The sequence below is a fragment of the Sulfitobacter sp. W002 genome, from assembly GCF_025142135.1.
In the GTDB taxonomy this organism is placed as follows: Bacteria; Pseudomonadota; Alphaproteobacteria; order Rhodobacterales; family Rhodobacteraceae; genus Sulfitobacter; species Sulfitobacter profundi.
Genome location: NZ_CP081126.1, coordinates 2,572,720 through 2,597,124, shown reverse-complemented (window position 1 = coordinate 2,597,124; position 24,405 = coordinate 2,572,720). Strand labels below are relative to the sequence as shown.

Genomic DNA, 24,405 nt, shown 5'->3' with positions numbered 1-24,405 from the left:
GGGCTAGCTTTCTAGGGCCCGACTTTCTAAAGCATTGGCAGGCTTGCGCAAACCCGCGCAAACTGTCAGGTCTTCGTCATGATGAACGCCACTGATTTTGATCCTGATATTCGCCGCGTCGCCCACCTGATGGCGGATGCGGCGCGTCAGGTGATCCTGCCCTATTTCCGCAGCCTTGATTTGCAGGCCGACAATAAGCTCGGTACGGGTTTTGACCCCGTGACCGAGGCGGATCGCGCCGCCGAACGGGCAATGCGCGATATCTTGGCGGCGGAACGGCCCGCCGATGGCATTTTGGGCGAGGAATATGGCGCGCAGCCCGGCACGTCGGGGCTGACATGGGTGCTTGACCCGATTGACGGCACGCGCGGGTTTCTCAGCGGTACGCCGACTTGGGGCGTGCTGATCGCGGTCAGCGATGCGTCGGGGCCGTTCTACGGCATCATTGACCAGCCCTATATCGGCGAGCGGTTCGAGGGCGCACCGGACGGGGCGCTGATGACCGGGCCGCATGGAAGTCGCCCTTTGCAGGCCCGCGCGGCGCGTGACCTGCAGCAGGCCATCGTTTACACCACATTCCCCGAGGTTGGCAGCACCGATGAGGCCAGCGCCTTTCGGGCGGTGGCGTCGCAGGCGCTGCTCACGCGTTATGGCATGGATTGCTACGCCTATGCGCTGGTCGCGGCCGGGCAGGTCGATCTGGTGATTGAGGCAGGGTTGAACGCCTATGACATTCAAGCGCCCATCGCGGTGATCCAAGCGGCGGGGGGTATCGTCACCGATTGGCAGGGCAACCCGGTGCATGAAGGGGGCAGGGCGCTTGCGGCGGCCAACCGCGAAATCCACGCGCAGGCGCTTGCGGTCCTTTCCGCATATTGATCCAATTGTCGAAACCCGCGGATTGACCGGCCCCGGCGGGATGCGATAAATGCCGTAAAGGTCGGTTCTCTCGCCCGTTTTCCATCGGCCACACACACTTTGCATGAGACGGGCATAGCGAAAAGTGTGACCTATGGCAGAGACCCTCATCCGCGGCGCGGATTACCTCATCACGATGGACGATACCCGGCGCGAGCTTGCCGGTGCAGACCTGTTGCTGCGCGACGGGGTGATTGCCGAGATCGGGCAGGGTTTGCGGACCAGTGGTGAGATTGTCGAGGCGAAGGGTTGCGTCGTCACGCCGGGACTCGTGAACACGCATCACCATCTTTACCAAAGCATGACCCGCGCCGTGCCGGGCGCGCAGGATGCGCTGCTCTTTGGCTGGTTGCAGCGGCTCTATCCGATCTGGGCGCGCATGGGGCCGGAGCATATGTTCACCTCAGCTCAGATTGGGTTGGCGGAACTGGCGCTGTCGGGCTGTAGCCTGAGCTCGGATCACCTTTACCTCTACCCCAACGGCGTGCGGCTGGAGGATACGATCCATGCCGCCGCCGAACTGGGCCTGCGGTTTCACCCCACGCGCGGCTCGATGAGCATCGGTGAAAGCGATGGTGGCCTGCCGCCCGATGCGCTGGTGGAGCGGGAAGCGGCGATCTTGGAAGATTGCATCCGCGTGGTCGACGCCTTCCATGATCCTGCCGAAGGGTCGATGTGTCGTGTCGGATTGGCACCTTGTTCACCTTTCTCGGTCAGTCGCGAGTTGATGCGCGACACGGCGCTTCTGGCACGCGACAAGGGCGTGATGCTGCACACCCATCTGGCCGAAAACGCCGAGGATGTGGCCTATTCGCTGGAGAAATTCGGCTGCCGCCCCGGAGAATATGCCGAAAGCCTTGGTTGGCTGGGCGATGACGTCTGGCATGCCCATTGCGTGCAGTTGGACGGGGCGGAGATTGACCTTTTCGCGCGCACAGGCACCGGGGTCGCGCATTGCCCTTGTTCCAATTGCCGCCTTGGGTCAGGCATCGCGCCGGTACGGGCGATGCTGGATGCAGGCGTGCCGCTGGGGCTGGGGGTCGATGGATCGGCCAGCAACGACAGCGGCAATCTGGCAGCCGAGGCGCGGCAGGCGATGTTGTTGCAGCGCGTGGCGCGCGGCGCTGATGCGATGAGCCCCCGCGCCGCCTTGGAAATGGCCACACGCGGCGGGGCGGATGTGTTGGGGCGCCCTGATTGCGGGCGGCTGATGCCCGGCAAACGCGCCGATGTGGCAATCTGGGATGTTTCCGGCGTGCATAGTGCGGGCAGTTGGGATCCGGCTGCGCTGCTTCTTGCCGGTCCGACGGCGGTGCGCGACCTTTTCGTTGAAGGCCGTCAGGTGGTGCGCGATGGTCGCGTCACCACGATTGACTTGGCCGCACAGGTGGCGCGGCAAAAAGAATTGGCGAAAGGCTTGGCTGAATGAGGCCATTTTTTCTATCGATCCTGATGCTGGCGGGCATGCCGGCATTGGCCGACCCCATGGGGTTGGAGCGCGTAAATGCGTTGCGGGATGTGCAGGGGCTCAAACCTCTCGTCTATGATGGCCGTTTGGCGCAGGCGGCGCAAACCCATGCCAGCGATATGGCAGAGCACGACTATTTCAGCCACAAAGGCCGCGATGGCACAGATGTAGGCCGTCGTGCCGCGATGGCGGGTTATCAATGGTGTTTTGTGGCCGAGAATATCGCTAAGGGGCAGCAGTCATTGGATGAGGTCATGACGGGCTGGACCAACTCGCCGGGGCATTACCGCAATATGGTCGACAGCCGTGCCGAGGAGATGGGGCTGGTGCAGGCCGATAGTGAAGTTTGGGTGATGGTGCTGGGCGCGCCCTGCTGAGGCGACCCAGTCACGGGTGGCGCGCTACGCCGTGCCACCCCGACGCGCACCCGCAACCCAAACATCTGCAATCGCCCGATCATCGCCCATCATGATGGTGGCGAAAAGGCTTTCCCAGATATCCTTGGCCGCCGCGTGACGCTGCGCGATGGCGGGGGTGGAGTTGAGCGATAGCACGGTAATATCCGCTTCCATCCCCTCGGCCAGACTGCCGACGTGATCCTGCAAATGCAGACTGCGGGCCGAGCCTGCGGTGGCGAGCCAGATCAGCTGCGCCGCATGCAGCGGGGTGCCGCGCAGCTGGCCGACTTCATAGGCCGCCGCCATGGTGCGGAGCATCGAAAAGGACGAGCCGCCCCCGGTATCCGTTGCCAGCGCCAGCGGAATGCCCCGCGCCGCAAGGCCGGTCATGTCAAACAGCCCCGAACCGATAAACGTGTTGGAGGTGGGGCAATGCACCAGCGCCCCGCCTGTCTCTGCCAGCCGGTCAATCTCACGCGGCTCTAGGTGGATCGCATGGCCGTAGAGCCCGCGCTCGCCCAGCAGCCCATGGGCCTCATAGGTATCAAGGTAATCGCGCGCCTCTGGGAACAGGCCGCGCACCCATTCGATCTCATCCGTTTGTTCGCTGAGGTGGGTCTGCATCAGGCAGGTCGGATGCTCTGCCCAAAGCGCACCGAGGGCCGAGAGTTGCTCGGGCGTCGAGGTGGGAGAGAAACGCGGCGTGATCGCATATGTCGCGCGGCCCTTGCCGTGCCAACGCTCGATCAGCGCTTTGCTGTCGTCATAGGCCGATTGCACCGTGTCGCGCAGCCCTTCGGGGGCGTTGCGGTCCATGCAGGTCTTGCCCGCGACGATCCGCTGGCCGCGATTCTCTGCCGCCTGAAACAGCGCATCGGCGCTGTGGGGGTGGATCGTGCAGTAAGATGCAACTGTGGTGGTGCCATGGGCCAGCGTCAGGTCCAAATAGCGCGCGGCGATGTCGCCCGCATAGGCGGGATCCGAGAGTCGCATCTCTTCGGGGAAGGTATAACTATTCAGCCAATCAATCAGCCGCTTGCCCCATGACGCGATGATCGCGGTCTGCGGATAATGCACATGGGCATCGACAAACCCCGGACAAATCAGCGCCTCGCCATAGCGCGTCACCTCGGCCTGCGGATGCGCGGCGCGCAGGCGTTCGCCATTGCCCACGGCGGCAATGCGACCGTCTTCGATCAAAACACCGCCTTCGGTGTCGATCTTCACGGCATCCTCCCACGCGCTTTGCATCGGGTTGCCGGAATAGGTGAGCGTCGCGGCCAAAAGGAGTCGTTGATTTGTCATGCCAGTGGTTTAGGTGAGGGCGAGACAGGGAACAATACCGAAGCGTCGCGGGCGGCATTGTGCCTCTGCGGGCGCTTGCATATTGTCGGCCCAAAGCGCAGCACAGGCACGGAGAACGCGGATGGCAGAGCAGATCGAAGAGCTGGATCCGGCGGTACCCTCTGAGGAGAATGCCGAAGCCTATATGCTGGACCGCAAGGCCGTTGCCGCGATCCTTGAGACCGTAGAGGCCAACGATCAAGCTCATCTGACCCAGTTGATGGAACCGCTGCACGCGGCGGATATCGCTGACCTTTTGGAGCAGATCGACGAGGATGACCGCGCAGCACTAATCCGGCTTTACGGGCAGGAGTTCGACGGCGAGATTCTGTCGGAACTCGACGAGTCGATCCGCGAAGAAGTCATCTCCATCCTGACGCCGCAGGTTCTGACCCAAGCGGTGCGTGAACTGGACAGCGATGATGTCGTCGACCTGATCGAAGATCTGGAAGACGCGCAGCAGGAAACCATCCTCGACGCGCTGGAGGAAACCGACCGGGTCGCCGTTGAACAGGCGCTGAACTGGCCAGAATACTCCGCCGGTCGTCTGATGCAGCGCGAGGTTGTGATGGCGCCCGAGCATTGGACGGTGGGCCAGACCATCGACCATCTGCGCGCCACCAAGGAAGAAGACCTGCCAGACCAGTTTTATCACATCGTCATGGTCGACCCGCGCCTGCACCCGGTGGGTAACGTGACGCTGGGCAAGCTGATGCGCTCGCGCCGCGAGACGCGGCTGGCGGATATTTTGGAGGAAACCTTCCAGATCATCCCCGCGATGCGGGATGAGGGCGATGTGGCCTATGCGTTTAACCAGTACCACCTGATCTCGGCCCCGGTGGTTGATGAAGAGGGGCGGTTAATCGGGGTCATCACCATCGACGACGCCATGGCGGTGCTCGACGAAGAACACGAAGAAGACATCCTGCGACTGGCGGGTGTGGGCGAGGGCTCCCTTTCCGACCGGGTGGCGGAAACGACCAAGCAGCGCCTGCCATGGCTCGCGGTGAACCTTGTGACTGCGATTGCCGCATCGATGGTGATTTCTCAGTTCGAAGCCGCGATTGCGCAGATCGTGGCGCTGGCGGTGCTGATGCCGATCGTCGCCTCCATGGGCGGCAATGCGGGCACGCAGAGCCTGACCGTCGCGGTGCGTGCGATTGCGACGAAAGACCTTACCGGCTCGAACGTCTGGCGTGTGATCCGGCGGGAGGTTCTGGTGGGGCTGGTGAACGGGCTGATCTTTGCGGTGATCATGGGGATCGTCGGGGTGATCTGGTTCGGCTCTCCGGCGCTTGGCTATGTGATCGCGACCGCGATGGTTATTAACCTTGTGGTGGCGGGGCTTGCGGGCACCGGTATCCCGATTTTGCTGGAGCGGTTCGGGATTGACCCGGCGCTCGCCTCGGGGGCCTTTGTGACCACGGTGACGGATGTTGTCGGCTTCTTTGCCTTCCTCGGTCTCGCGGCGCTGGTGCTTTTGTGAGCGAGGCTGCAGCGCGTAAGGCCGCGGCGCGCAAGGCCGCCTTTGCCCGCCGCAAGCCGTTGTTTGAACAGGCGAATGCCGCGCAGGCTGGGTATCTGTCTGAAGTTTTGGCAGGCTATCGCGGCGTGCCGCTTTCAGGCTTCATGCCCATTCGCACCGAAATCGACCCCCGCCCGGCCATGGCCGAAGCCTGCGCCCACGGCCCGGTCGGCGTGCCGGTGATCATGTGGCCCGACCACCCGCTGTCCTTTTCGCGCTGGACACCCGAGGCGCCGATGGTGGCGGGCACTTTCGGCGCGATGATCCCCGAACATAACGATTTTTTCGAGCCAGAGATCGTGATCGTTCCGCTGCTGGCCTTTAACCGCGCAGGCGCGCGGCTGGGCTATGGCGGCGGATTTTATGATCGGACACTGGCGATGCTGCGCGCGCGCCGGGCCACCATGGCAATCGGTTTCGCCTTTGCCGGGCAGGAGAGCGACGACGTTCCGTTGGAAGACACCGATGAGCCGCTGGACCTGATCGTGACAGAGGCCGCGGTGATCGAGGTGGCGGGACGTTAACCGGCCCACGCGGAATAAGGCCCCAAATGAAACAAGGCCCTACGCGGAATAAGGCCCCAAGCGGAATAAGGGTTGCCGCCAAGCCGCGCGCGTCCTAGTCCATAAGTTATGAAGATTTTGTTTCTTGGCGATGTGATGGGCCGGGCCGGACGGCGGGCGATCACCGAAAATCTGGCGCGGCTGCGGCGCGACTGGAAGCTCGATTTTATTGTGGTGAATGGCGAGAATGCCACCGGGGGCATGGGCCTGTCGGGCGCGCATGCCAAGACTTTGCTGGATGCAGGGGCCGATTGTCTGACCCTTGGCGATCACGCTTTCGACCAGAAAGACATGCTGAGTTTTATTGAGCAAGAGCCCCGCGTGATCCGCCCGCTGAACTTCTCCAAATCCGCGCCGGGCAAAGGGGCCAAACTGTTCACGGCGCAAAACGGCAAAAAGGTTCTGGTCACCCAAGCGCTTGGCCAAGTCTTTATGAAACGGCCCTTTGATGATCCCTTTTCGGCGCTGGAACCGGTGCTGAAAACCCATCCATTGGGTGGCATGGCGCAGGCAATCATCGTCGATATGCACTGCGAAGCCACGAGCGAGAAGATGGCCATGGGCCATTGGTGCGACGGGCGGGCGAGCCTTGTCGTCGGCACCCATACCCATGTGCCGACCGCGGATGCGATGATCCTGCCGGGCGGGACGGCCTACCTCAGCGATGCGGGCATGTGTGGCGATTACCATTCGGTCATCGGCATGGACAAGGCCGAGCCCCTGCGCCGTTTCATCACCGGCATGCCGCGTGAACGTTTCACCCCCGCCAATGGCGAGGCGACGCTGTCTGGCGTCTATATCGAAACGGATGACCGCACGGGCCGTGCCACGCGGATCGTGCCGGTGCGCGAGGGCGGTGCCCTCCAGACCAGCACGCCCTGAGGTCTGACACTGCCGACCCATGCGTCAGGCTTGCGCAGGGCGCGGCAATCGGCGTAACTGGACAACGGCCTTTTGCCCGAATGACAGGTTCTTGATGGAATTTTTCAGCTTCTCTCCGATGGAGACGGCGGTGCTCACCCTCGTGGTCGTCGGCATGATGTTCGTGCTTTTCCTGCGCGAAGCTTTCCCCACCGAAGTGGTTGCCATCGCCGGTGCGGCGCTTTTGCTGGCCATCGGCGTCTTGCCCTATGACGATGCGCTGGCGGTGCTGTCGAACCCCGCGCCTTGGACCATTGCGGCCATGTTCATCATCATGGGGGCCTTGGTGCGAACCGGGGCTTTGGATGTGCTGACCCGGCTGGCCGAACGCTCGGCCAAGACCCACCCCAAGACGGCGGTGGCGGGGGTGATCCTGTCGGTCATGGCGGCGAGTGCTATCATGAACAACACGCCCGTCGTCGTGGTGATGATCCCGGTGGTGGTACAGCTGACGCGCACGCTCAATACCAAAGCGTCTAAGTTGCTGATCCCACTAAGTTATGCCGCGATCATGGGTGGTTCTCTCACGTTGATCGGCACCTCGACCAACCTTCTGGTCGATGGTGTGGCACGGTCGCAGGGGATGGCGCCTTTCGGGATCTTCGAGATCCTCCCCGTGGGCCTTGTGGTCTGCGCGTGGGGCCTGATCTACATGCTGTTCTTCGCCGACAAACTCCTGCCCGCGCGCGACAGCATGGCGAATATGCTCTCGGACCGCTCCAAGATGAAGTTCTTTACCGAGGCGGTGATCCCCCCTGAAAGCAACTTGATTGGCCGCGAAGTGCTGGATGTGCAGCTGTTCAAGCGCGAGGGCGTGCGGCTGATCGACGTGGTGCGAGGCGACGACTCTTTGCGCCGCAACCTCAAAGGCGTTGAGCTTCAGGTCGGGGACCGCGTGGTGCTGCGGACCCAGATGACCGAGCTGTTGAGCCTGCAAAACAACAAAGAACTGCGCCGGGTCGACCAGCTTTCGGCGGTGGAGACCACGACCGTAGAAGTGCTGATCACCCCCGGTTGCCGGATGGTGGGGCGCAGCTTGGGCTCCATGCGGCTGCGGCGGCGCTATGGCGTCTATCCGCTGGCGGTGCATCGGCGGAACCAGAACATCGGCCAACAGCTTGACCAATTGATCGTCAAAGTGGGGGACACGCTGCTGCTGGAAGGCGCAGCCGAAGATATTCAGCGTCTGGCCAGCGAGATGAACCTCGTTGACGTGACCCAACCCTCGGCCCGTGCGTTTCGACGGGGCCATGCGCCGATTGCCATCGCAGCGCTGGTGGGCATCGTCACACTAGCGGCCTTCAACGTCGCGCCGATCTTGGCCTTGGCCGTGATCGCCGTGGCCGTGGTGCTGGTGACCGGCTGTATCGACGCGGAGGAGGCATTCTCTTTCGTTGAGGGGCGCTTGTTGGCGCTGATCTTTGCCATGCTGGCCGTTGGCGCTGCCCTGCAGAACTCAGGGGCGATTGCGCTGATCGTCGACAATATCGCGCCGGGATTGGCTCAACTGCCGCCGTTTTTCATCATCTGGGCGGTGTTCTTATTGACCACGACCCTGACCGAGATCGTCAGCAACAATGCCGTGGCCGTTATCATGACACCCATCGCCATCAGCCTTAGCGCTGCCCTTGGCATGGACCCACGCCCGCTGGTCGTGGCGGTGATGATCGCGGCCTCCTGCGCCTTTGCCACGCCCATCGGCTATCAGACCAACACGCTGGTTTACGGGCCGGGGGGGTATAAATTCACCGATTTCATGCGCATCGGGATCCCGCTGAACCTGAGCATGTCGCTGCTGGTGAGCGCGGTGATCCCGCTGTTTTGGTAGGTCAGGCGCTGCGCTGTTTTTCGGTCTGAGCGACGATCGCGTCAAAGCCTGCCTGCGCCTCAAGGAAGTTGCGGGTCAGCGGCGCGGTCAGTTCGGATTGGTCTGAGAAATAGGCCCCAACCCGGCAGATATGCGCCGCGAATTCGGGGTGTACGCCCGCGTCATCATAGCGCCGAATGCGATCTTTGCTCAGCCAGCCACGCTTCTTGGCCTCCTTGCTGATCAGCTTAAGCCGCTGCACGGCATGGAAGGTCAGGTAAACCGAAAGGTAATCGAGGTAGTCGGGCAGGGAAATGCCGCAGGTGGGATCGAAGGCGTCGATCACCACGTCGACCATGTCCTGCGGGGCGACGGGCCACGCCTCATCCCCGATCAGCCAAGCGATGTCTTCGGCGCCATGGCGCAGCCCGGCATATTCAAAATCGAACCAGCGCAATTTGTCGTCCCGGCCAATCGCGGCATTGCCCGAACGGCAGTCCCATTTCACGAATTGCCGCGCCGGGGCGTTGATACGTTCATAGGCGGCGGTGCGGTCGAACTGGTCTGAAATGCCGCCCCCGAGGTCCTTTAGAAAGTCCACTGCATCAACGAAGTTCAGCACCCAATCGCGGTTGTTGCCCAGATGCGGCATGATGGCGTTCAACTCGGTCTGGCGCGCGGCGCCATGGATACGGAAAATGGCCGATACGGCCTCTCCCGCCAGATCAAGCTGTACCGCTGGCGCGACCTGCGCGACCTCGACATTGAGGCGGCGTTTGCCGACATCGGATTGGAACATGATCTCACCCACCACACCCAGACATTCGGGCAGGTCGCTGCAATGGCGGCCAAGTTCGGTCAGCACATGGGCTTCTAAATGGGTGCGGCGAAAGTTCGGGCGCAGGGTTGCGATGACGGTGCGATCGGTCAGGTGCAGCCGGAAACTTGACCGGTTCTCACCACCGGGGGCCGATACCCGTGCCACGTCTTGGCCAAAATGCTTGCGCGCCGCTGCGACGATCTGTGCCTGAGCGCTTTGTTCCTTGGGTCGTGCCATGGGGCCTCCGCTGGTGTTTCCGTCTGTCTAGGCGTTTTGACGGTCGAGGGTACGGCGGGTTTTGGGCAAAACAAAGGCAATTTCAGCCTATCCGGCCGGAGTGATTCGCCGCCATTCGGTATGTTTGGCCTATACCAAGGGACAATGCGTCTGCGCGGCGCGTTACTGTTTCGAGATTATGTCGACATCTGGCCTCATTCATCGAAAAAATGGAAAGAATTTGCCGAAAGAGAATTGCGCCTGTTAGTTTCGCAAGTCTGTGGGGGACGTGGCGCTGCAAAGCGGTCGCGACTGCAAAAGTATATGAGGGATTGGTGTCATGGGTTACAGATTCTCTAAAGGTTGGAACAGCGAAGACGATAGCTGGTCCACCGATGGTGCGGCGGGCAGCGGTTGCGACGCCAGCGGAACGAAGTCCTATCACAACGGCGGGGTAGAGGGATCCTCCTTCGCGAAATGGTATGACGAAAACCTGGCCGGGAAGTTCGACGGGAGCGATGACGGCAAGGGTTCTGGTTCTGGCGGCACCAAGGGTTCTGGTTCGGGTGGCACCAAGGGTTCCGGCTCTGGTGGTACCAAAGGCACCGGCTCTGGCGGCACGAAGGGCACCGGCTCTGGCGGCACGAAGGGCACCGGCTCTGGCGGCACGAAGGGCACTGGCTCTGGCGGCACGAAGGGCACCGGCTCTGGCGGCACGAAGGGCACTGGCTCTGGCGGCACGAAGGGCACCGGCTCTGGCGGCACGAAGGGCTCCGGTTCTGGCGGCACGAAGGGCTCCGGTTCTGGTGGTACGAAGGGTACCGGCTCTGGCGGCACGAAGGGTTCCGGCTCGGGCGGCACGAAGGGCTCCGGTTCTGGTGGTACGAAGGGTTCCGGCTCTGGCGGCACGAAGGGCACTGGCTCTGGCGGTACGAAGGGCTCCGGCTCTGGCGGTACGAAGGGTTCCGGTTCTGGCGGTACGAAGGGCTCCGGTTCTGGCGGTACGAAGGGCTCCGGTTCTGGCGGTACGAAGGGTTCCGGCTCTGGCGGCACGAAGGGCACTGGCTCTGGCGGTACGAAGGGCTCCGGCTCTGGCGGTACGAAGGGTTCCGGTTCTGGCGGTACGAAGGGCTCCGGTTCTGGCGGTACGAAGGGCTCCGGTTCTGGCGGTACGAAGGGTTCCGGCTCGGGTGGCACGAAGGGCTCCGGTTCTGGCGGTACGAAGGGCTCCGGCTCGGGTGGCACGAAGGGCTCCGGTTCTGGCGGTACGAAGGGCTCCGGTTCTGGCGGTACGAAGGGCTCCGGCTCGGGTGGCACGAAGGGCTCCGGTTCTGGCGTTACGAAGGGCTCCGGTTCTGGCGGCACGAAGGGCTCCGGTTCTGGCGGCACGAAGGGTTCCGGTTCTGGCGGTACGAAGGGCTCCGGCACTGGCGGCACCAAGGGTTCCGGCTCTTGCGGCACTAAAGGTTCTGGCTCGGGTGGCACGCAAGGCACAGATACAGGTGGTGACGACAAGACGACGCTGAACTTCACGGTGGGCGACCCTGCGGAGATCAACGTATCCGTTACTGAAACCGACACCGGAACGCTGTTCTTCACGTTGTCGCAGGTCCAATTCGATGGAAACGAAGCGGAGATTGATGAAGTCTACTTTAGCCTGACGGATGGCAGCGGAGTAGAGACGCTCGATTTCTACCCAACAGTGGGTAGTCGCGATGTGAGTGATATTCAGGCCGCGGATGATGGGGTGAACGGCGCCGGGGGCACCTTTGATGTAGGGCTGAAGTTTGACCCGGCAGCTGATGATCCGAATGGGGTTAAGGCCACCGACTTCACACTCTCTTCAGAGGATGGGCCGCTTTCCTTCGAGGATATCGACTTGGCCGGTATGCGTGTCGTCGTCGATGTTGATGAAAGCGGAGATGGTGATGTGTTGGGCGTCACCGGAGGTGTTGACCCGCTGGATGCCGACCCCGACGCCGCCGACACATCCGACGGCGCGACCGCTCTTATGGACGCGCTCAGCCTTGCCTCCATGCCTTCGGAGGAAGACGAAGAGCCCGACCTCTGTGAGGACGACGCTTTCGACATGGCCTGATGGCCCGTCCCTTAAACAAGAAAGGCGCGTCCCTCGGGGCGCGCCTTTTGTTTGTGCGGTCCCCCCACTCTCAGCGCTTGCGAAACCAAAGCACGAAGGGCAGGGCCACCAGATACATGGTAATACCATAGACCGCCGAGGGCAGGGCGTAGGCGCTGAACCCCGAGGCTTGGCCCGATATCAAAGCGGCGAGGGTGATGCCCAGCGTGGCGTTCTGAATGCCGACCTCAATCGAAATCGTCTTGCGTGTCTGCCACGCCAGTCCTGCGGCCCCGGTGATGCCCAGCCCCAGCAGCATTAAAACAACGTTAAAGCTGATGAGCGCAGGCCCGAGGCTGGCAAGGTTCTCGGCAAAAAGGCTCCAGTTCCCGGCCAAAGCGGCCAGCACGATCAGCACAAAAAGCAGCGCGGCGAGGGCGGAGAGACCCGGCTCGATCCGCAGGGCCAAGGCAGGGGCGCCGTGGCGCAGCAGCAGCCCAAGCGCGACGGGCAGGGTGGTGATCAGAAACATCGCCATGGCAAGTGTTGCGACCGACACATCCGGGGCCGCATCGCCCATGAAATGCCGCACGGCGATGGCGGTGAAGATCGGCACGGTCAGAATGCTCAGGAGCGAGACGACCGCCGTCAAAGTCACCGACAGCGCCACATCGCCCCGCGCGAATTTGCTGATCATGTTCGAGGTCACCCCGCCGGGGCAGAAGGACAGGATCATCAGCCCCACGGCCAGCTCTCCGCTGAGGCCAAAGGCCGTGGCCACGGTCCAAGCGGCGGCGGGCACCAGCACCACTTGGCACAGCGCGCCCAACCCGAAAGCGCGCGGGTATTTTGCGACGCGGGTGAAGTCTTGGACCGTGAGGCCCACCCCCAGCGACAGCATGATAATCGCCAAAGACAGCGGCAGTACGACGTTGATTAGAATATCCATTTGTCCCCCCTAAAGCTAAAATTAGCCTAGGGGCGGCTAATGCGATCTGGCAAGCCTGACGCGCGCCGGGGGCGCGACGTCAGAGTGGCCAAAAGACGAGGATCGCGGGGATCGACACCGCGACGACGATGATCTCTAGCGGCAGCCCCATGCGCCAATAGTCGCCAAAGGAATAGCCGCCGGGGCCAAGGATCAGGGTATTGTTCTTATGTCCAATCGGCGTGAGGAACGCCGAAGAGGCCGCCACCGCCACCGCCATCAGAAAGGGGTCGGGCGACACCTCGAGCGTCTGCGCCATCTGGATGCCCACCGGGGCGGCGACGATTGTCGTCGCCGTGTTGTTCAGCACATCCGACAGCGACATGGTCACCACCATCAGCACCGTCAGCACGACCCATGCGGGCAGCCCTTCGGTCAGCCCCACCAGCGCACCCGCGATCAACTCGGTCCCGCCCGAGGTTTCCAGCGCCGCGCCCAGCGGGATCATGGAGCCCAAAAGCACGATCACCGGCCATTCGATATGGGTATAGAGTTCCGACAGCGGCACGATCTTGGCCAGCACATAGCCCACAACTACCAGCCCAAGCGCAATGGGCAGATAGATCAACCCAAAGGAGGCCGCCGCCACCGCACCTGCGAACATGCCGATGGCAAGCCACGTCTTGCTGTCTTGGGTCACGGCAAGGCCACGGTCGGCCAAGGGCAGCACGCCCAGCCAGTCGGTGACATGGGCCACCGTGTCGCGCGGCACCAGCAGCAAGAGGATGTCACCGGGTTTCAACTCGGTCGTGCGCAGCTGCGAGGTGATCTTGCGGCCTTGCCGCGACAGACCCAGCAGCACCGTGCGCTGGCGCCACGAGAGGCCCACCGCCTGCGCCGTGCGACCATTGAGGCGCGAGGCTTCGGTCACCACGACCTCGACAATCTCGACCCCGTCGCCATCGGCCAGCAGCAGGTCTTCACGGTCACTGTCCGCCAGCGCGAGGTTCAGCGTGCTGCGAAATTCGTCCAGCGCATCGGGCGTGGCTTCCAGCACGATCGCGTCCCCGGCCTGCAGCACCACATTGCGCGCGGTGCCATAGCGACGTTTGCCGTCCCGCATCAGCCCAAGGATCGCCACATCGGCTTGATGTGCTTCTTCCTGTAGCTCTGCCAGGCGCTTGCCGATCTGCTTATTGCCCTCGGGCACGGTCAGCTCTGCGATATATTCCGCGATATCCTCGGGCTCGATCATCGCGTCTTCGCGGGCGGGGATCAAACGCCAGCCGATCAGCGCCACAAAGATCAGCCCGGCAATGGCGGCCAAACCGCCCACCGGGGCAAAGTCGAACATCTTGAACGGCGCGCCCAGCGATTCCTGCCGGATCGACGCGATGATAATATTGGGGGGTGTGCCGATCAGCGTTGCCATCCCGCCAAGGATGGTGGCAAAACTCAGCGGCATGAGGCTCAGCCCCGGCGCGCGGCCCGCTTTGCGCGCGGTCTGAATGTCGACCGGCATCAAAAGCGCCAAGGCCGCCACGTTGTTCATAAAGGCCGAGAGCACCCCACCGACGGCCCCCATGATCGAAATATGCGCGCCCAAGCTGCGCGAACTGTCCACCAGCGTGCGGGTGATCAACATCACCGCGCCCGAGCGCACCAGCCCGGCGGAAACCACCAGCACCAGCGCCACGATCAACGTCGCCGGATGGCCAAAGCCGTCAAAGGCGTTTTCCGTGGGCACCACCCCCAGCACCACCCCGGCCATCAGTGCGCCAAAGGCCACGATGTCATAGCGAAAGCGACCCCAGAGCAGCAGGCCAAAGACCGCGCCAAAGAGGGTAAAGAGAATGATCTGATCTGTGGTCATATATCCGGTCTAACGTGGTTGCCCCAAAGGAGGAAAGCTAAGCACAGGCCGGGTGGCTTGTTCCAGCGGTGATGCTGGCATATAGAGTGGCGCAAACGCATTGCCAGAACGAGGTATTCATGGCCGGTCACTCCAAATGGGCAAACATCCAGCATCGCAAGGGCCGTCAGGACAAGCTGCGCGCCAAGGTGTTTTCCAAACTTTCCAAGGAAATCACCATCGCGGCCAAGATGGGCGACCCCGACCCGGAAAAGAACCCGCGCCTACGCATGGCCGTGAAAGAGGCCAAGGGCCAGTCCATGCCCAAGGACAACATCGAACGCGCCATCAAGAAGGCCGTGGGCGGTGAGGGCGAGGATTACGAAGAAATCCGCTATGAGGGCTATGGTCCGAACGGCGTGGCAGTGATCGTGGAAGCGATGACCGACAACCGCAACCGCACCGCCTCGACCGTGCGCTCGACCTTTACTAAGAACGGCGGCAATCTGGGCGAAACCGGTTCGGTCGGCTTTATGTTTGAGCGCAAGGGCGAGGTGATCTACCCCGCCGCCGTCGGCGACGCGGACACTGTGATGATGGCGGCGATTGAGGCCGGGGCCGAGGATGTGGAAAGCTCCGAAGATGGGCACGTCATCTATTGCACGGATACCGATCTTAACGATGTCTCCACCGCGCTTGAGGCGGAACTGGGCGAGTCGGAATCGACTAAACTGATCTGGCGTCCGACCACCACCACCGAGATGGATCTTGAGGCCATGGAAAAGCTGATGAAGCTGGTCGATGCGCTTGAGGAAGACGACGACGTGCAGCGCGTCACCACCAATTTCGAAGCCTCCGACGAGGTTATGGCGCAGCTTTAACGCGCCCCTTGCACCAGCGCCTCGCGCGCCGCAGCCTTTATGGCGGCGGTGAGCGGGGCAAGCGCGGGCGCCATGATCCGCGCGACCTGCCAGTAAAGCGGCACATCCAATGGCAATGCTTCGTCGAGCGAGACGAGGCGGCCTTTCTCCATATCCTCAGCCACCAGAGGCGCAGGGTTCATGCCCCAGCCCAAGCCTTCGCGCGCCGCCGCCACGAAGCCGTGACTTGAGGGCAGGTGGTGGCTGGGCGGGGTCAATCGCTGCCCGGTTTTTTGCATCAGCCAGCGCCCCTGCAGTTGATCCTTGCGGTTAAAGGTCAGCATCGGCGCTTGGCCCAGTGTCTCGGTGGTGACGCCTTGGGTGAACCATTTCTTCATATAGGCGGGGCTGGCTGTGGGGTGATAACGCAGCGCGCCCAAGGGCCGCAGATCACAGCCCGGTGCGGCGCGGGCTTGTCCGGTCACAGCCGCGCTGACCTCTCCACGCCGCAGCCAATCGGCGGAGGTGTCTTGATCGTCGATCACCAGATCAAACAGCATATCCGGTATCTGCGCCAAGGCTGGGATAAGCCATGTCGCCAGAACATCCGCAGGCACCGCCAGCCGCAGCCGGGGCGGGGACGTGTTGCCGCTGACGCCCAATGCCTGCGCTTCGAGCAGGGCCACGTCTTCGGCATGTTTCGCCAGCCGCTGGCCCGTCGGCGTGCCGGTACAGGGTTGGCCGCGCAAGACCAGCGTGGTGCCGACCCGATCCTCAAGCGCCTTCACCCGCTGCGAGATGGCGGAGGGGGTGACCCCGAGCGCCGCCGCCGCCGCGTCAAAGCTGCCAAGTCGCAGGATGCTCGCCAAAGCGGTCAGTTGGGCACTATCGAGCTGCATAAGTTTCTCTAATCCAAGCGAAGACTATTGAATTTGAGTAATCTGTACCGCCGCGGTAGGCAAAAGCAACCCAAGACAGGACGCCCCCAATGCTGACCTCATTCCTCCCCGGCTTCGCTCTCAGCCTCACTCTCATCATGGCCATCGGCGCGCAGAACGCCTTTGTCCTGCGCCAAGGGCTGCGGCGTGAGCATGTGCTGGTGGTGGTGTTGGTCTGCGCCACTTCGGATGCGATCTTGATCACTGCTGGTGTGGCCGGTTTTGGCGCGCTGGCCGAAGCGGCACCGTGGTTCGGGCCCCTGATGCGCTACGGCGGCGCGGCCTTCCTGCTGTGGTACGGTTGGCGCAATGCCGTGTCGGCATGGCGCGGCGGTGAGGGGTTGGAGGCCGAAGGGCAGGCCACCCGCAGCTTGGGCAAGGCGGTCCTAACCCTGCTGGCCCTGACCTGGCTGAACCCGCATGTTTATCTCGACACATTGGTGCTGCTTGGTTCAATCTCGGCGCAGTATCCCGACCGCCTGAGCTTTGGGATCGGCGCAGCGTTGGCGAGTTTCGTGTTCTTCTTTGCCCTCGGCTATGGCGCGCGGCTGCTTGCGCCGCTTTTCGCCAAGCCGCGCAGTTGGCAGATTTTGGACGCCGTCATCGCCGTGACCATGTGGGGGATTGCGATCAAATTGCTTGCGATGTGAATAAAAGTGCCGCGCCCATCTTGCCCTTGGCAGCAGTTTGGGAAAGGGTCGCGGCATGACACAAAACCCCGCAACCACCCCCGACATCCCCGTTCCCGCCAATCGCCCGCTTGTCGGGGTCTTTTGGATGCTGGTGACGGGGGCGTGTTTCATCGGCGTGACTGCGCTGGTCAAATACATGGGGCCACGCCTGCCCTCGGCAGAGGCGGCATTCCTGCGCTACGCCATGGGGCTGGTCTTTGTCCTGCCGATCCTGCGGTCGCTTTTGTCGACCCCCGTTAGCAAGCGCCAGTGGGGGCTTTTCGGTCTGCGCGGGTTCTTTCATGCGGGCGGGGTGATCTTGTGGTTCTACGCCATGACCCGCCTGCCGATTGCCGAGGTCACGGCGATGAACTACCTCGCGCCAATCTATGTCACTGTCGGCGCTGCGATTTTTCTCGGCGAAAAGCTCGCGGCGCGGCGTATTGTGGCCGTTTGTCTGGGGCTGGCAGGGGCGGCGATCATCCTGCGGCCCGGCTTTCGCGAAGTTTCAACCGGGCATCTGGCGATGCTGCTGGCGGCGGTGGTTTTCGCGGGTTCCTACCTCTTGGCCAAAGTGCTGGCGGATGAAGCGCGGCCTGTGATGATCGTCACCATGCTGTCGATCTTCGTGACCATCGGCCTTGCGCCCTTCGCCTTCACCGTTTGGATCACGCCCACCGCGCAGGAGTTGCTGATCCTCGCCGGCGTCGCCTTTTTCGCCACGGCGGGGCATTTCACCATGACGCTGGCATTCGCCGCCGCCCCCGTGACGGTGACGCAGCCGGTGACATTCCTGCAACTGGTCTGGGCCACGATCCTCGGCGTGGTGGTCTTTGCCGAGCCGGTGGACATCTGGGTCGTGCTGGGCGGCGCCGTGATTTTGGGCTCGGTCACCTTTATCACATGGCGCGAAGCGATGCTGAAACGGCAGGTCACGCCGCCCTCCCACGCCACGAAATTCTGACGTACCACCCCCGCGGGCGGTACTTGATTGACGAGTCAATAAAGATTCCCCTATCCTGAGGCGGTCAACACTGCCCCAAGGACCCGAATCCAATGCCCAAAGTCGGAATGGAACCCATTCGCCGCTCTGCGCTGGTCAAAGCCACCATCGCCGAGATTGGCGAAGCTCAGTCGCTGGATGTGACGGTGAGCCAGATCGCCAAGCGGGCAGGCATGTCCAGCGCTTTGGCGCATCACTATTTCGGCGGCAAGAATCAGATCTTCCTCGCCGCGATGCGGCATATCCTGTCGGAATATGCGGCAGGGGTGCGCGAACGGCTGGCCACGGCCCGCACGCCGCATGACCGGGCGGCGGCGATCATTGTCGCCAGTTTCGACGACACCGGCTTTCATCCTGGCACGATTAGCGCGTGGATGACGCTTTACGCCCATGCCCGCACCAATCCCGAAACGCGTCGGCTGCTGACGGCTTATCAAAGCCGTCTGCGCTCGAACCTCACCCATGCGCTGCGCCCGATCAGCCCCCAACCTGAAGGCGACGCCGACACATTGGCGGCGCTGATTGATGGGCTCTATCTGCGCGCCGCGCTGTCGGACAATGTCAGCGCCGCCGAAGCAATGACCCGCGCGCTCTATACCCTCGACCTGCTGCTGAAAGCGGGCCGCTGAACACTGCGGAGAAGGGCGGCATTGCCGCGCTCCGCCTCCTCGAACACTCCGCCCCTCAGGCAAGAAAGTATCTTTGATGTCCTATGATCCCCAGCCCACAGCCAGCCATTTCATCGACGGCGCCTATGTCGAAGACACAGAGGGCACGCCGATCCCGGTGATCTATCCCGCCACGGGCGAGACGATCGCCACGCTCTATGCCGCCACGCCTGCGATCGTTGAACAAGCCATCACCTCGGCTCGCAAGGCGCAGGCCGCATGGGCTGCGATGACAGGCACCGAGCGGGGCCGCATCCTGCGCCGCGCCGCCGACATGATCCGCGAGCGCAACCACGACCTGTCGGTGCTGGAGACCTATGACACCGGCAAACCTTACCAAGAAACCTCTGTTGCCGATGCCACCAGCGGGGCCGACGCGCTGGAGTATTTCGGCGGTCTGGCGGGCAGCCTGACGGGCGAGCATATCCAACTGGGCGAAGATTGGGTCTATACCCGCCGCGAGGCGCTTGGCCTGTGCGTGGGCATCGGCGCGTGGAACTACCCGACGCAGATCGCCTGCTGGAAAGCCGCGCCAGCGCTCGCCTGCGGCAATGCAATGATCTTCAAACCGTCCGAGACAACACCGCTCTGTGCGCTGAAAGTAGCTGAGATACTCATTGAGGCCGGGTTGCCCGCGGGCCTGTTCAACGTGGTGCAGGGCATGGGCGAGGTGGGGCAATCGCTGGTCACCGACAGCCGCGTCGACAAGGTGTCGCTGACCGGATCCGTCCCGACGGGCCGCAAAGTCTATGCCGCCGCCGCCGAGGGCATCAAACATGTCACGATGGAGTTGGGCGGCAAATCCCCCATGATCGTCTTTGAGGATGCCGATATCGACAATGCCGTGAGCGGCGCGATCTTGGGCAACTTCTATAGCTCCGGCCAGATTTGTTCGAACGGCACGCGGGTCTTTGTGCACCGCGACATCAAGGAGGCGTTTCTTGCGCGGCTGTCTGAGCGGTTGGAAAACGCCGTGATCGGTGACCCGATGGACCCCGACACCAGCTTTGGCCCCATGGTAAGCGACCGCCAGATGCAGATCGCGCTGGACTATGTGGCAAAGGGTGAGGCCGAGGGCGCGCGCCTGGTCTATGGCGGCAAACGGATCGAGTGCGACGGTTTCTACATGCAGCCCACCGTTTTCGCGGATGTCAAAGACGACATGGTGATCGCCCGCGAAGAGATTTTCGGCCCCGTCATGGCCGTGCTCGATTTTGAGGATGAGGCCGAGGTCATGGCCCGTGCCAATGCCACGGAATTCGGCCTCGCCGCCGGTGTCTTTACCCAAAACCTGACCCGCGCACATCGCGTGGCTGCCGGGTTCGAGGCGGGGACCTGCTACATCAATACCTATAATGACGCGCCGGTCGAAGCGCCCTTTGGGGGCATGAAGAACTCCGGCGTGGGCCGCGAAAACTCTAAGGCGGCGATCAACCATTATAGCCAGTTGAAGTCGGTCTACGTCCGCATGGGCGATGTCGAAGCGCCGTTCTAAGCAACGGAAAATTAGGCCGCAGCGCATAAAGCCGACACCGTCGGGCGCTGCCCCGCACCCGTGCGGATTTGCGGAAGGTAAGTGGAATGGAAGCTGAATTTGTAATCGTCGGGGCGGGGTCTGCGGGCTGCGCCATGGCCTACCGTCTGGCCGAGGCGGGGCGTAAGGTGATCGTCATTGAACATGGCGGCAGCGACGCGGGGCCGTTTATCCAGATGCCCGCGGCACTCAGCTATCCGATGAACATGCCGCGCTATGACTGGGGCTATAAATCCGAGCCCGAGCCGCATCTGAACGGGCGGGAATTGGTCTGCCCGCGCGGCAAGGTGATCGGCGGCAGCTCCTCAATCAATGGAATGGTCTATGTGCGCGGCCATGCCAAGGATTTCGACCATTGGGAAGAAAGCGGCGCGCAGGGCTGGGGCTATGCTGACGTGCTGCCCTATTACAAACGCATGGAGACCTGGCACGAGAACGGCCATGGCGGCGATGCGGCGTGGCGCGGCACAGATGGCCCGCTGCACGTCAGCCGCGGCCCGCGGGAGAACCCGCTGTTTGACGCTTTCGTACAGGCGGGCTCGCAGGCCGGTTACCAGATGACCGAAGATTACAACGGCGAGAAACAAGAGGGCTTTGGCCCGATGGAGCAGACGGTCTGGAACGGGCGCCGCTGGTCGGCGGCCAATGCCTACCTGCGGCCTGCACAGAAAACCGGGAATGTGACGCTGATCCGCGCGCTGGCGCAGCGCGTGGTGATCGAAGAGGGCCGCGCCGTGGGGGTCGAGGTCAAGCGCGGCAACCGCACAGAGGTCATCCGTGCGCAGAGCGAAGTAGTGCTGGCCGCGTCATCGATCAACTCGCCGAAACTGCTGATGCTGTCGGGGATCGGCCCGGCGGGCCATCTGGCGCAGCACGGCATCAATGTCGTCGCAGACCGCCCCGGCGTGGGGCAGAACCTACAAGACCATCTGGAGCTTTATATTCAGATGGCCTCCAGCCAGCCGATCACGCTCTATAAACATTGGAACTTGCTGTCGAAGGCTGTCATCGGCGCGCAGTGGCTCTTTACCAAGACCGGTATGGGCGCCTCTAATCAGTTTGAATCCGCGGCCTTCATCCGCTCGAAGCCCGGCGTGGAATACCCTGATATTCAATACCATTTCCTGCCCATCGCCGTGCGTTACGACGGGCAGGCGGCAGCGGAGGGGCACGGGTTTCAAGCTCATACAGGGCCAATGCGCTCTAAGTCGCGGGGCGACATCACCCTGCGGTCAGCCGACCCGGCAGATGCGCCGAAAATCCGCTTTAACTACATGTCGCATCCCGACGATTGGGAGGAATTCCGCACCTGCATCCGCCTCACACGTGAGATTTTCGCGCAGGAGGCTTTCAAGCCTTTCGTCAAACATGAGATCCAACCCGGCGACGCGCTGCAATCGGATGCGGAGCTAGACAGTTTCATCGCCGAACATGCGGAAAGCGCCTATCATCCCTGTGGCACCTGCCGCATGGGCGCGGCCGACGATCCGAACGCCGTGGTCGACCCGCAGGCGCGGGTGATTGGGGTTGAAGGGCTGCGGGTGGCCGACAGTTCGATCTTTCCGCGCATCACCAATGGCAACCTTAACGCGCCCTCGATCATGGTGGGGGAAAAGGTCTCGGACCTGCTTTTGGGCCGTGATCCGCTGCCTCGGGCGAATGACGAACCTTGGCTGCACCCCAATTGGCAGGTGGCGCAGCGCTGATCATTAACCTGTCTTAATCTCCTCCCTTGAAGCTGGCGGGGCAGGGCGTCATACCTGCCCCATGTTAAAGATTTGTTCACTTTTCGCCCTCAGTCTCACGCTGAGTTTCGCAGCAGTATCGGCTGGGGCGCAGACCGTGTCGGGTGTGGTGCGCGTGATTGATGGGGATACCTTCGATCTTGGCGGCACGCGCATCCGCTTACACGGTATCGACGCGCTTGAGGCAAGCCAGACCTGCGAAACCGATGGCGGGCAGGCTTGGGCCTGCGGCGATTGGACAACGAGAGAGGTGCGCGACAGATACCAAGGGGCCGAAGCGCGCTGTGAAGCGCTGGACCGTGACCGATATGATCGCATCGTCGCCCGCTGCCATGTCGGCGGTGTCGACGTAGGGCAGGCGCTTGTGCAAGAGGGGCTGGCCTTTGCCTATCGCAAATATTCGATGGACTATGATCTGGAGGAAAAGGCAGCCTTTGTCGCAGGGCGTGGCATTCATGGGTTCAAGACCATCTCTCCGGCCCGCTACCGCGTGACCCGCCGCAGCGGTTCAGAACCGGCTAGGCCTGAGGGGAGCTGCCAGATCAAGGGCAATATCAGCGCCAAAGGGACCAAGATTTACCATATGCCGGGGCAGGAATTCTATAGCCGCACCCGCATCAGCACCCGCAAGGGAGAGCGTTGGTTCTGCTCCGAAGCAGAAGCCCGCGGTGCGGGCTGGCGGCGGGCGCGGCGCTGATCACTCCACCCGGTAGGGCAGAGTATCGCGCAGATGCGGGTCGACGACCAACTGCCGCTCTAGCGGCGGGACGGAGCGTTGGTGGCAATCCCGGCGCTCACAAATGCGGCACGAAATGCCAATCGGTTCAAAGGCATCGCTGCGGGTGACATCCAGCCCATCGGCATAGACGAGTGCCGCCGCATGGCGCACCTCGCACCCCAGTGAGATCGCATAACGCCGCACCGGCGCGCCAAACCGCCCCGCCGGCTTCGAGATGTCCCGCGCCAGACTGATATAGCGCACCCCGTCCGGCGTTTCGGCCAACTGGCGCAAGAACCTTCCCGGCGTTTCAAACGCGCGGTGGACATTCCACAGCGGACAGGCCCCGCCAAAACGCGCGAATTGCAACCGGGTGGCAGAATGGCGCTTGGTGATCGTGCCCGCCTGATCGACCCGCACAAAGAAAAAGGGCACCCCCTTTGCACCGGGCCGCTGGAGCGTCGAAAGCCTGTGCGCCACCTGCTCAATCGAGGCGCCGAAATGCCCAGCCAGCACCTCAAGATCATGGCGGCAGTCCTGCGCCTTTTGCAGGAATCGCCCGTAAGGCAGCAGCGCCGCCCCGGCAAAATAATTGGCCAACCCGATCTTGGCGATATCCCGGGCGGCGGCGCTGTGGAACCGTGCAAGATCAAGTGTTGCCTCCAACAGCGCGTCCTGCTGGGTCAGCGCCACCTGGAGCAACATTTGAAAGGTCTGCGTCTCAGGGGCTGCACGGGCCGACAGATGCAGCGTTTCTCGGGCGGGATCATAGGCACGCAGGCGGTCGTCATCCTCAAAGATCACGGTCACGCCAGCGCGTTCAAGCGCGGTTGCCGCGGTCGCCCGTGTATCGTTACCGGTGCCCTCGCGGGTGGCGAAATGCTCTGCCGCGCGGTCGACGGCATCAATGTAATTGTCGCAATAGTGAAAGAAATCCCGCACCTCCTCCCAAGGGGAGGGCATCGCCCGAGCGTCCTCGCGGCCCAAGGCTTCGTCCAGCGAGGCCAGTCGTTCATGCACCTGCCGGTAGCTTTGGTGCAGGGCGAGAAACGCATGGGCCAGCCCCGGCGCGTTAGAGGCGGTGAGGCGCAGATCGGCCACCGGGGGTGTCTTTCCGGCGAAGATCGGATCGGCCAGCGCCTCGCGCAGATCGCTCACCAATCGCTCTCCATCACCGCTGGAAAGCTCGGTCACGTCGAGCCTGAATTCCGACGCCAGCGCCAGCACCACATTGGTGCTGACGGGTCGGTTGTTGTTTTCCATTTGGTTGAGATAGGGCAAGGAGACGCCAAGCCGGGCGGCAAAGTCTTTCTGCGTCAGCCCCGCACGGGTGCGGGTCTCTCGCAGTTTTACACCGGCATAGAGTTTCTGGATCGCCATCCGCGCACCTTTGCAAATTTGCATTTCGCGGCAGCGTAGCTTTGCAAACCC

At 62.7% G+C, this 24,405-nt stretch carries 21 protein-coding genes; 15 read left to right on the top strand and 6 right to left on the bottom strand.

Features of this window, described 5'->3' with window-relative positions:
- The first annotated feature begins 78 nt into the window (after nucleotides 1-78).
- The 3 genes from hisN (at nucleotide 79) to K3758_RS12730 (ending at nucleotide 2,763) form a co-directional block, all read left to right on the top strand.
- A complete protein-coding gene (gene hisN / locus K3758_RS12740) occupies nucleotides 79-879 on the top strand; it encodes a histidinol-phosphatase (protein ID WP_259945529.1) in 801 nt (266 codons plus the stop codon).
- Between the two features lie 133 nt (nucleotides 880-1,012).
- Nucleotides 1,013-2,347, top strand: a complete 1,335-nt coding sequence (locus tag K3758_RS12735) for an 8-oxoguanine deaminase (RefSeq protein ID WP_259945527.1) — start codon at nucleotides 1,013-1,015, stop codon at nucleotides 2,345-2,347.
- Nucleotides 2,344-2,763, top strand: a complete 420-nt coding sequence (locus K3758_RS12730) for a CAP domain-containing protein (RefSeq protein WP_120351562.1) — start codon at nucleotides 2,344-2,346, stop codon at nucleotides 2,761-2,763. The genes K3758_RS12735 and K3758_RS12730 overlap by 4 nt, the downstream gene beginning before the upstream one ends.
- A gap of 24 nt (nucleotides 2,764-2,787) precedes the next feature.
- On the opposite strand, the gene guaD is transcribed toward K3758_RS12730, so the two are convergent.
- Entirely contained in the window at nucleotides 2,788-4,089 is a 1,302-nt protein-coding gene (gene guaD / locus K3758_RS12725; RefSeq protein WP_259945524.1) for a guanine deaminase, read from the bottom strand.
- Between the two features lie 121 nt (nucleotides 4,090-4,210).
- Here guaD and mgtE point away from each other — a divergent pair, with 121 nt between their 5' ends.
- From mgtE to K3758_RS12705, 4 genes are all read left to right on the top strand, one after another.
- Nucleotides 4,211-5,614, top strand: a complete 1,404-nt coding sequence (gene mgtE, locus K3758_RS12720) for a magnesium transporter (RefSeq protein ID WP_093926818.1) — start codon at nucleotides 4,211-4,213, stop codon at nucleotides 5,612-5,614.
- Complete coding sequence (locus K3758_RS12715) at nucleotides 5,611-6,177, top strand: 5-formyltetrahydrofolate cyclo-ligase (protein WP_259945521.1); 567 nt, start codon at nucleotides 5,611-5,613, stop codon at nucleotides 6,175-6,177. Before mgtE ends, K3758_RS12715 begins: the two co-directional genes overlap by 4 nt.
- 108 nt (nucleotides 6,178-6,285) lie before the next feature.
- Nucleotides 6,286-7,098 carry a TIGR00282 family metallophosphoesterase gene (locus K3758_RS12710; RefSeq protein WP_093926816.1) on the top strand — a complete coding sequence of 271 codons (813 nt, stop codon included), beginning with the start codon at nucleotides 6,286-6,288 and terminating at the stop codon, nucleotides 7,096-7,098.
- A 94-nt stretch (nucleotides 7,099-7,192) separates the two neighbouring features.
- On the top strand, nucleotides 7,193-8,965 hold the full coding sequence (locus K3758_RS12705; protein ID WP_259945517.1) for an SLC13 family permease: 1,773 nt from the start codon (nucleotides 7,193-7,195) through the stop codon (nucleotides 8,963-8,965).
- Between the two features lies 1 nt (nucleotide 8,966).
- Here the strand turns inward: K3758_RS12705 and K3758_RS12700 are convergent, their stop codons facing one another.
- Nucleotides 8,967-10,001, bottom strand: a complete 1,035-nt coding sequence (locus K3758_RS12700) for a hypothetical protein (protein ID WP_259945514.1) — start codon at nucleotides 9,999-10,001, stop codon at nucleotides 8,967-8,969.
- Nucleotides 10,002-10,320: 319 nt separating this feature from the next.
- On the opposite strand from K3758_RS12700, the gene K3758_RS12695 reads away from it, so the two are divergent.
- Complete coding sequence (locus K3758_RS12695) at nucleotides 10,321-12,078, top strand: hypothetical protein (protein ID WP_259945510.1); 1,758 nt, start codon at nucleotides 10,321-10,323, stop codon at nucleotides 12,076-12,078.
- A 70-nt stretch (nucleotides 12,079-12,148) separates the two neighbouring features.
- Here the strand turns inward: K3758_RS12695 and K3758_RS12690 are convergent, their stop codons facing one another.
- Both K3758_RS12690 and K3758_RS12685 read right to left on the bottom strand, forming a co-directional pair.
- Entirely contained in the window at nucleotides 12,149-13,006 is an 858-nt protein-coding gene (locus tag K3758_RS12690) for a bile acid:sodium symporter family protein (RefSeq protein ID WP_259945508.1), read from the bottom strand.
- A gap of 79 nt (nucleotides 13,007-13,085) precedes the next feature.
- The gene (locus K3758_RS12685; protein ID WP_259945506.1) at nucleotides 13,086-14,858 is read right to left on the bottom strand and encodes an SLC13 family permease; all 1,773 of its coding nucleotides are present in this window, start codon (nucleotides 14,856-14,858) and stop codon (nucleotides 13,086-13,088) included.
- A 119-nt stretch (nucleotides 14,859-14,977) separates the two neighbouring features.
- Here K3758_RS12685 and K3758_RS12680 point away from each other — a divergent pair, with 119 nt between their 5' ends.
- Nucleotides 14,978-15,718 carry a YebC/PmpR family DNA-binding transcriptional regulator gene (locus tag K3758_RS12680; RefSeq protein ID WP_259945504.1) on the top strand — a complete coding sequence of 247 codons (741 nt, stop codon included), beginning with the start codon at nucleotides 14,978-14,980 and terminating at the stop codon, nucleotides 15,716-15,718.
- On the opposite strand, the gene K3758_RS12675 is transcribed toward K3758_RS12680, so the two are convergent.
- Nucleotides 15,715-16,596, bottom strand: a complete 882-nt coding sequence (locus K3758_RS12675) for a LysR family transcriptional regulator ArgP (protein WP_259945502.1) — start codon at nucleotides 16,594-16,596, stop codon at nucleotides 15,715-15,717. The two genes, K3758_RS12680 and K3758_RS12675, sit on opposite strands and share 4 nt — an antisense overlap.
- Nucleotides 16,597-16,685: 89 nt before the next feature.
- On the opposite strand from K3758_RS12675, the gene K3758_RS12670 reads away from it, so the two are divergent.
- The 6 genes from K3758_RS12670 (at nucleotide 16,686) to K3758_RS12645 (ending at nucleotide 22,953) form a co-directional block, all read left to right on the top strand.
- Entirely contained in the window at nucleotides 16,686-17,285 is a 600-nt protein-coding gene (locus K3758_RS12670) for a LysE/ArgO family amino acid transporter (RefSeq protein ID WP_067936692.1), read from the top strand.
- Nucleotides 17,286-17,340: 55 nt separating this feature from the next.
- Entirely contained in the window at nucleotides 17,341-18,270 is a 930-nt protein-coding gene (locus K3758_RS12665) for a DMT family transporter (RefSeq protein WP_120351551.1), read from the top strand.
- A 92-nt stretch (nucleotides 18,271-18,362) separates the two neighbouring features.
- Nucleotides 18,363-18,938: a choline-responsive transcriptional repressor BetI gene (gene betI, locus K3758_RS12660; protein ID WP_093926810.1), complete on the top strand. Its 576-nt coding sequence runs from the start codon at nucleotides 18,363-18,365 to the stop codon at nucleotides 18,936-18,938.
- A 76-nt stretch (nucleotides 18,939-19,014) separates the two neighbouring features.
- Nucleotides 19,015-20,472, top strand: coding sequence for a betaine-aldehyde dehydrogenase (gene betB / locus K3758_RS12655; protein WP_259945494.1), 1,458 nt, complete (start codon nucleotides 19,015-19,017; stop codon nucleotides 20,470-20,472).
- 86 nt (nucleotides 20,473-20,558) lie between these two features.
- Nucleotides 20,559-22,217: a choline dehydrogenase gene (gene betA / locus K3758_RS12650; RefSeq protein ID WP_259945492.1), complete on the top strand. Its 1,659-nt coding sequence runs from the start codon at nucleotides 20,559-20,561 to the stop codon at nucleotides 22,215-22,217.
- A 61-nt stretch (nucleotides 22,218-22,278) separates the two neighbouring features.
- Nucleotides 22,279-22,953, top strand: a complete 675-nt coding sequence (locus K3758_RS12645; protein WP_259945490.1) for a thermonuclease family protein — start codon at nucleotides 22,279-22,281, stop codon at nucleotides 22,951-22,953.
- Here the strand turns inward: K3758_RS12645 and K3758_RS12640 are convergent, their stop codons facing one another.
- A complete protein-coding gene (locus K3758_RS12640) occupies nucleotides 22,954-24,354 on the bottom strand; it encodes a short-chain fatty acyl-CoA regulator family protein (protein WP_259945488.1) in 1,401 nt (466 codons plus the stop codon).
- Nucleotides 24,355-24,405 lie beyond the last annotated feature (51 nt).

Bases quoted from the DNA above. Each gene is read 5' to 3' on its own strand.
- hisN (WP_259945529.1), top strand. From the start codon at position 79: ATGATGAACGCCACTGATTTTGATCCTGATATTCGCCGCGTCGCCCAC.
- K3758_RS12735 (WP_259945527.1), top strand. From the start codon at position 1,013: ATGGCAGAGACCCTCATCCGCGGCGCGGATTACCTCATCACGATGGAC.
- K3758_RS12730 (WP_120351562.1), top strand. From the start codon at position 2,344: ATGAGGCCATTTTTTCTATCGATCCTGATGCTGGCGGGCATGCCGGCA.
- guaD (WP_259945524.1), bottom strand. From the start codon at position 4,089: ATGACAAATCAACGACTCCTTTTGGCCGCGACGCTCACCTATTCCGGC.
- mgtE (WP_093926818.1), top strand. From the start codon at position 4,211: ATGGCAGAGCAGATCGAAGAGCTGGATCCGGCGGTACCCTCTGAGGAG.
- K3758_RS12710 (WP_093926816.1), top strand. From the start codon at position 6,286: ATGAAGATTTTGTTTCTTGGCGATGTGATGGGCCGGGCCGGACGGCGG.
- K3758_RS12705 (WP_259945517.1), top strand. From the start codon at position 7,193: ATGGAATTTTTCAGCTTCTCTCCGATGGAGACGGCGGTGCTCACCCTC.
- K3758_RS12700 (WP_259945514.1), bottom strand. From the start codon at position 10,001: ATGGCACGACCCAAGGAACAAAGCGCTCAGGCACAGATCGTCGCAGCG.
- K3758_RS12695 (WP_259945510.1), top strand. From the start codon at position 10,321: ATGGGTTACAGATTCTCTAAAGGTTGGAACAGCGAAGACGATAGCTGG.
- K3758_RS12690 (WP_259945508.1), bottom strand. From the start codon at position 13,006: ATGGATATTCTAATCAACGTCGTACTGCCGCTGTCTTTGGCGATTATC.
- K3758_RS12685 (WP_259945506.1), bottom strand. From the start codon at position 14,858: ATGACCACAGATCAGATCATTCTCTTTACCCTCTTTGGCGCGGTCTTT.
- K3758_RS12680 (WP_259945504.1), top strand. From the start codon at position 14,978: ATGGCCGGTCACTCCAAATGGGCAAACATCCAGCATCGCAAGGGCCGT.
- K3758_RS12675 (WP_259945502.1), bottom strand. From the start codon at position 16,596: ATGCAGCTCGATAGTGCCCAACTGACCGCTTTGGCGAGCATCCTGCGA.
- K3758_RS12670 (WP_067936692.1), top strand. From the start codon at position 16,686: ATGCTGACCTCATTCCTCCCCGGCTTCGCTCTCAGCCTCACTCTCATC.
- K3758_RS12665 (WP_120351551.1), top strand. From the start codon at position 17,341: ATGACACAAAACCCCGCAACCACCCCCGACATCCCCGTTCCCGCCAAT.
- betI (WP_093926810.1), top strand. From the start codon at position 18,363: ATGCCCAAAGTCGGAATGGAACCCATTCGCCGCTCTGCGCTGGTCAAA.
- betB (WP_259945494.1), top strand. From the start codon at position 19,015: ATGTCCTATGATCCCCAGCCCACAGCCAGCCATTTCATCGACGGCGCC.
- betA (WP_259945492.1), top strand. From the start codon at position 20,559: ATGGAAGCTGAATTTGTAATCGTCGGGGCGGGGTCTGCGGGCTGCGCC.
- K3758_RS12645 (WP_259945490.1), top strand. From the start codon at position 22,279: ATGTTAAAGATTTGTTCACTTTTCGCCCTCAGTCTCACGCTGAGTTTC.
- K3758_RS12640 (WP_259945488.1), bottom strand. From the start codon at position 24,354: ATGGCGATCCAGAAACTCTATGCCGGTGTAAAACTGCGAGAGACCCGC.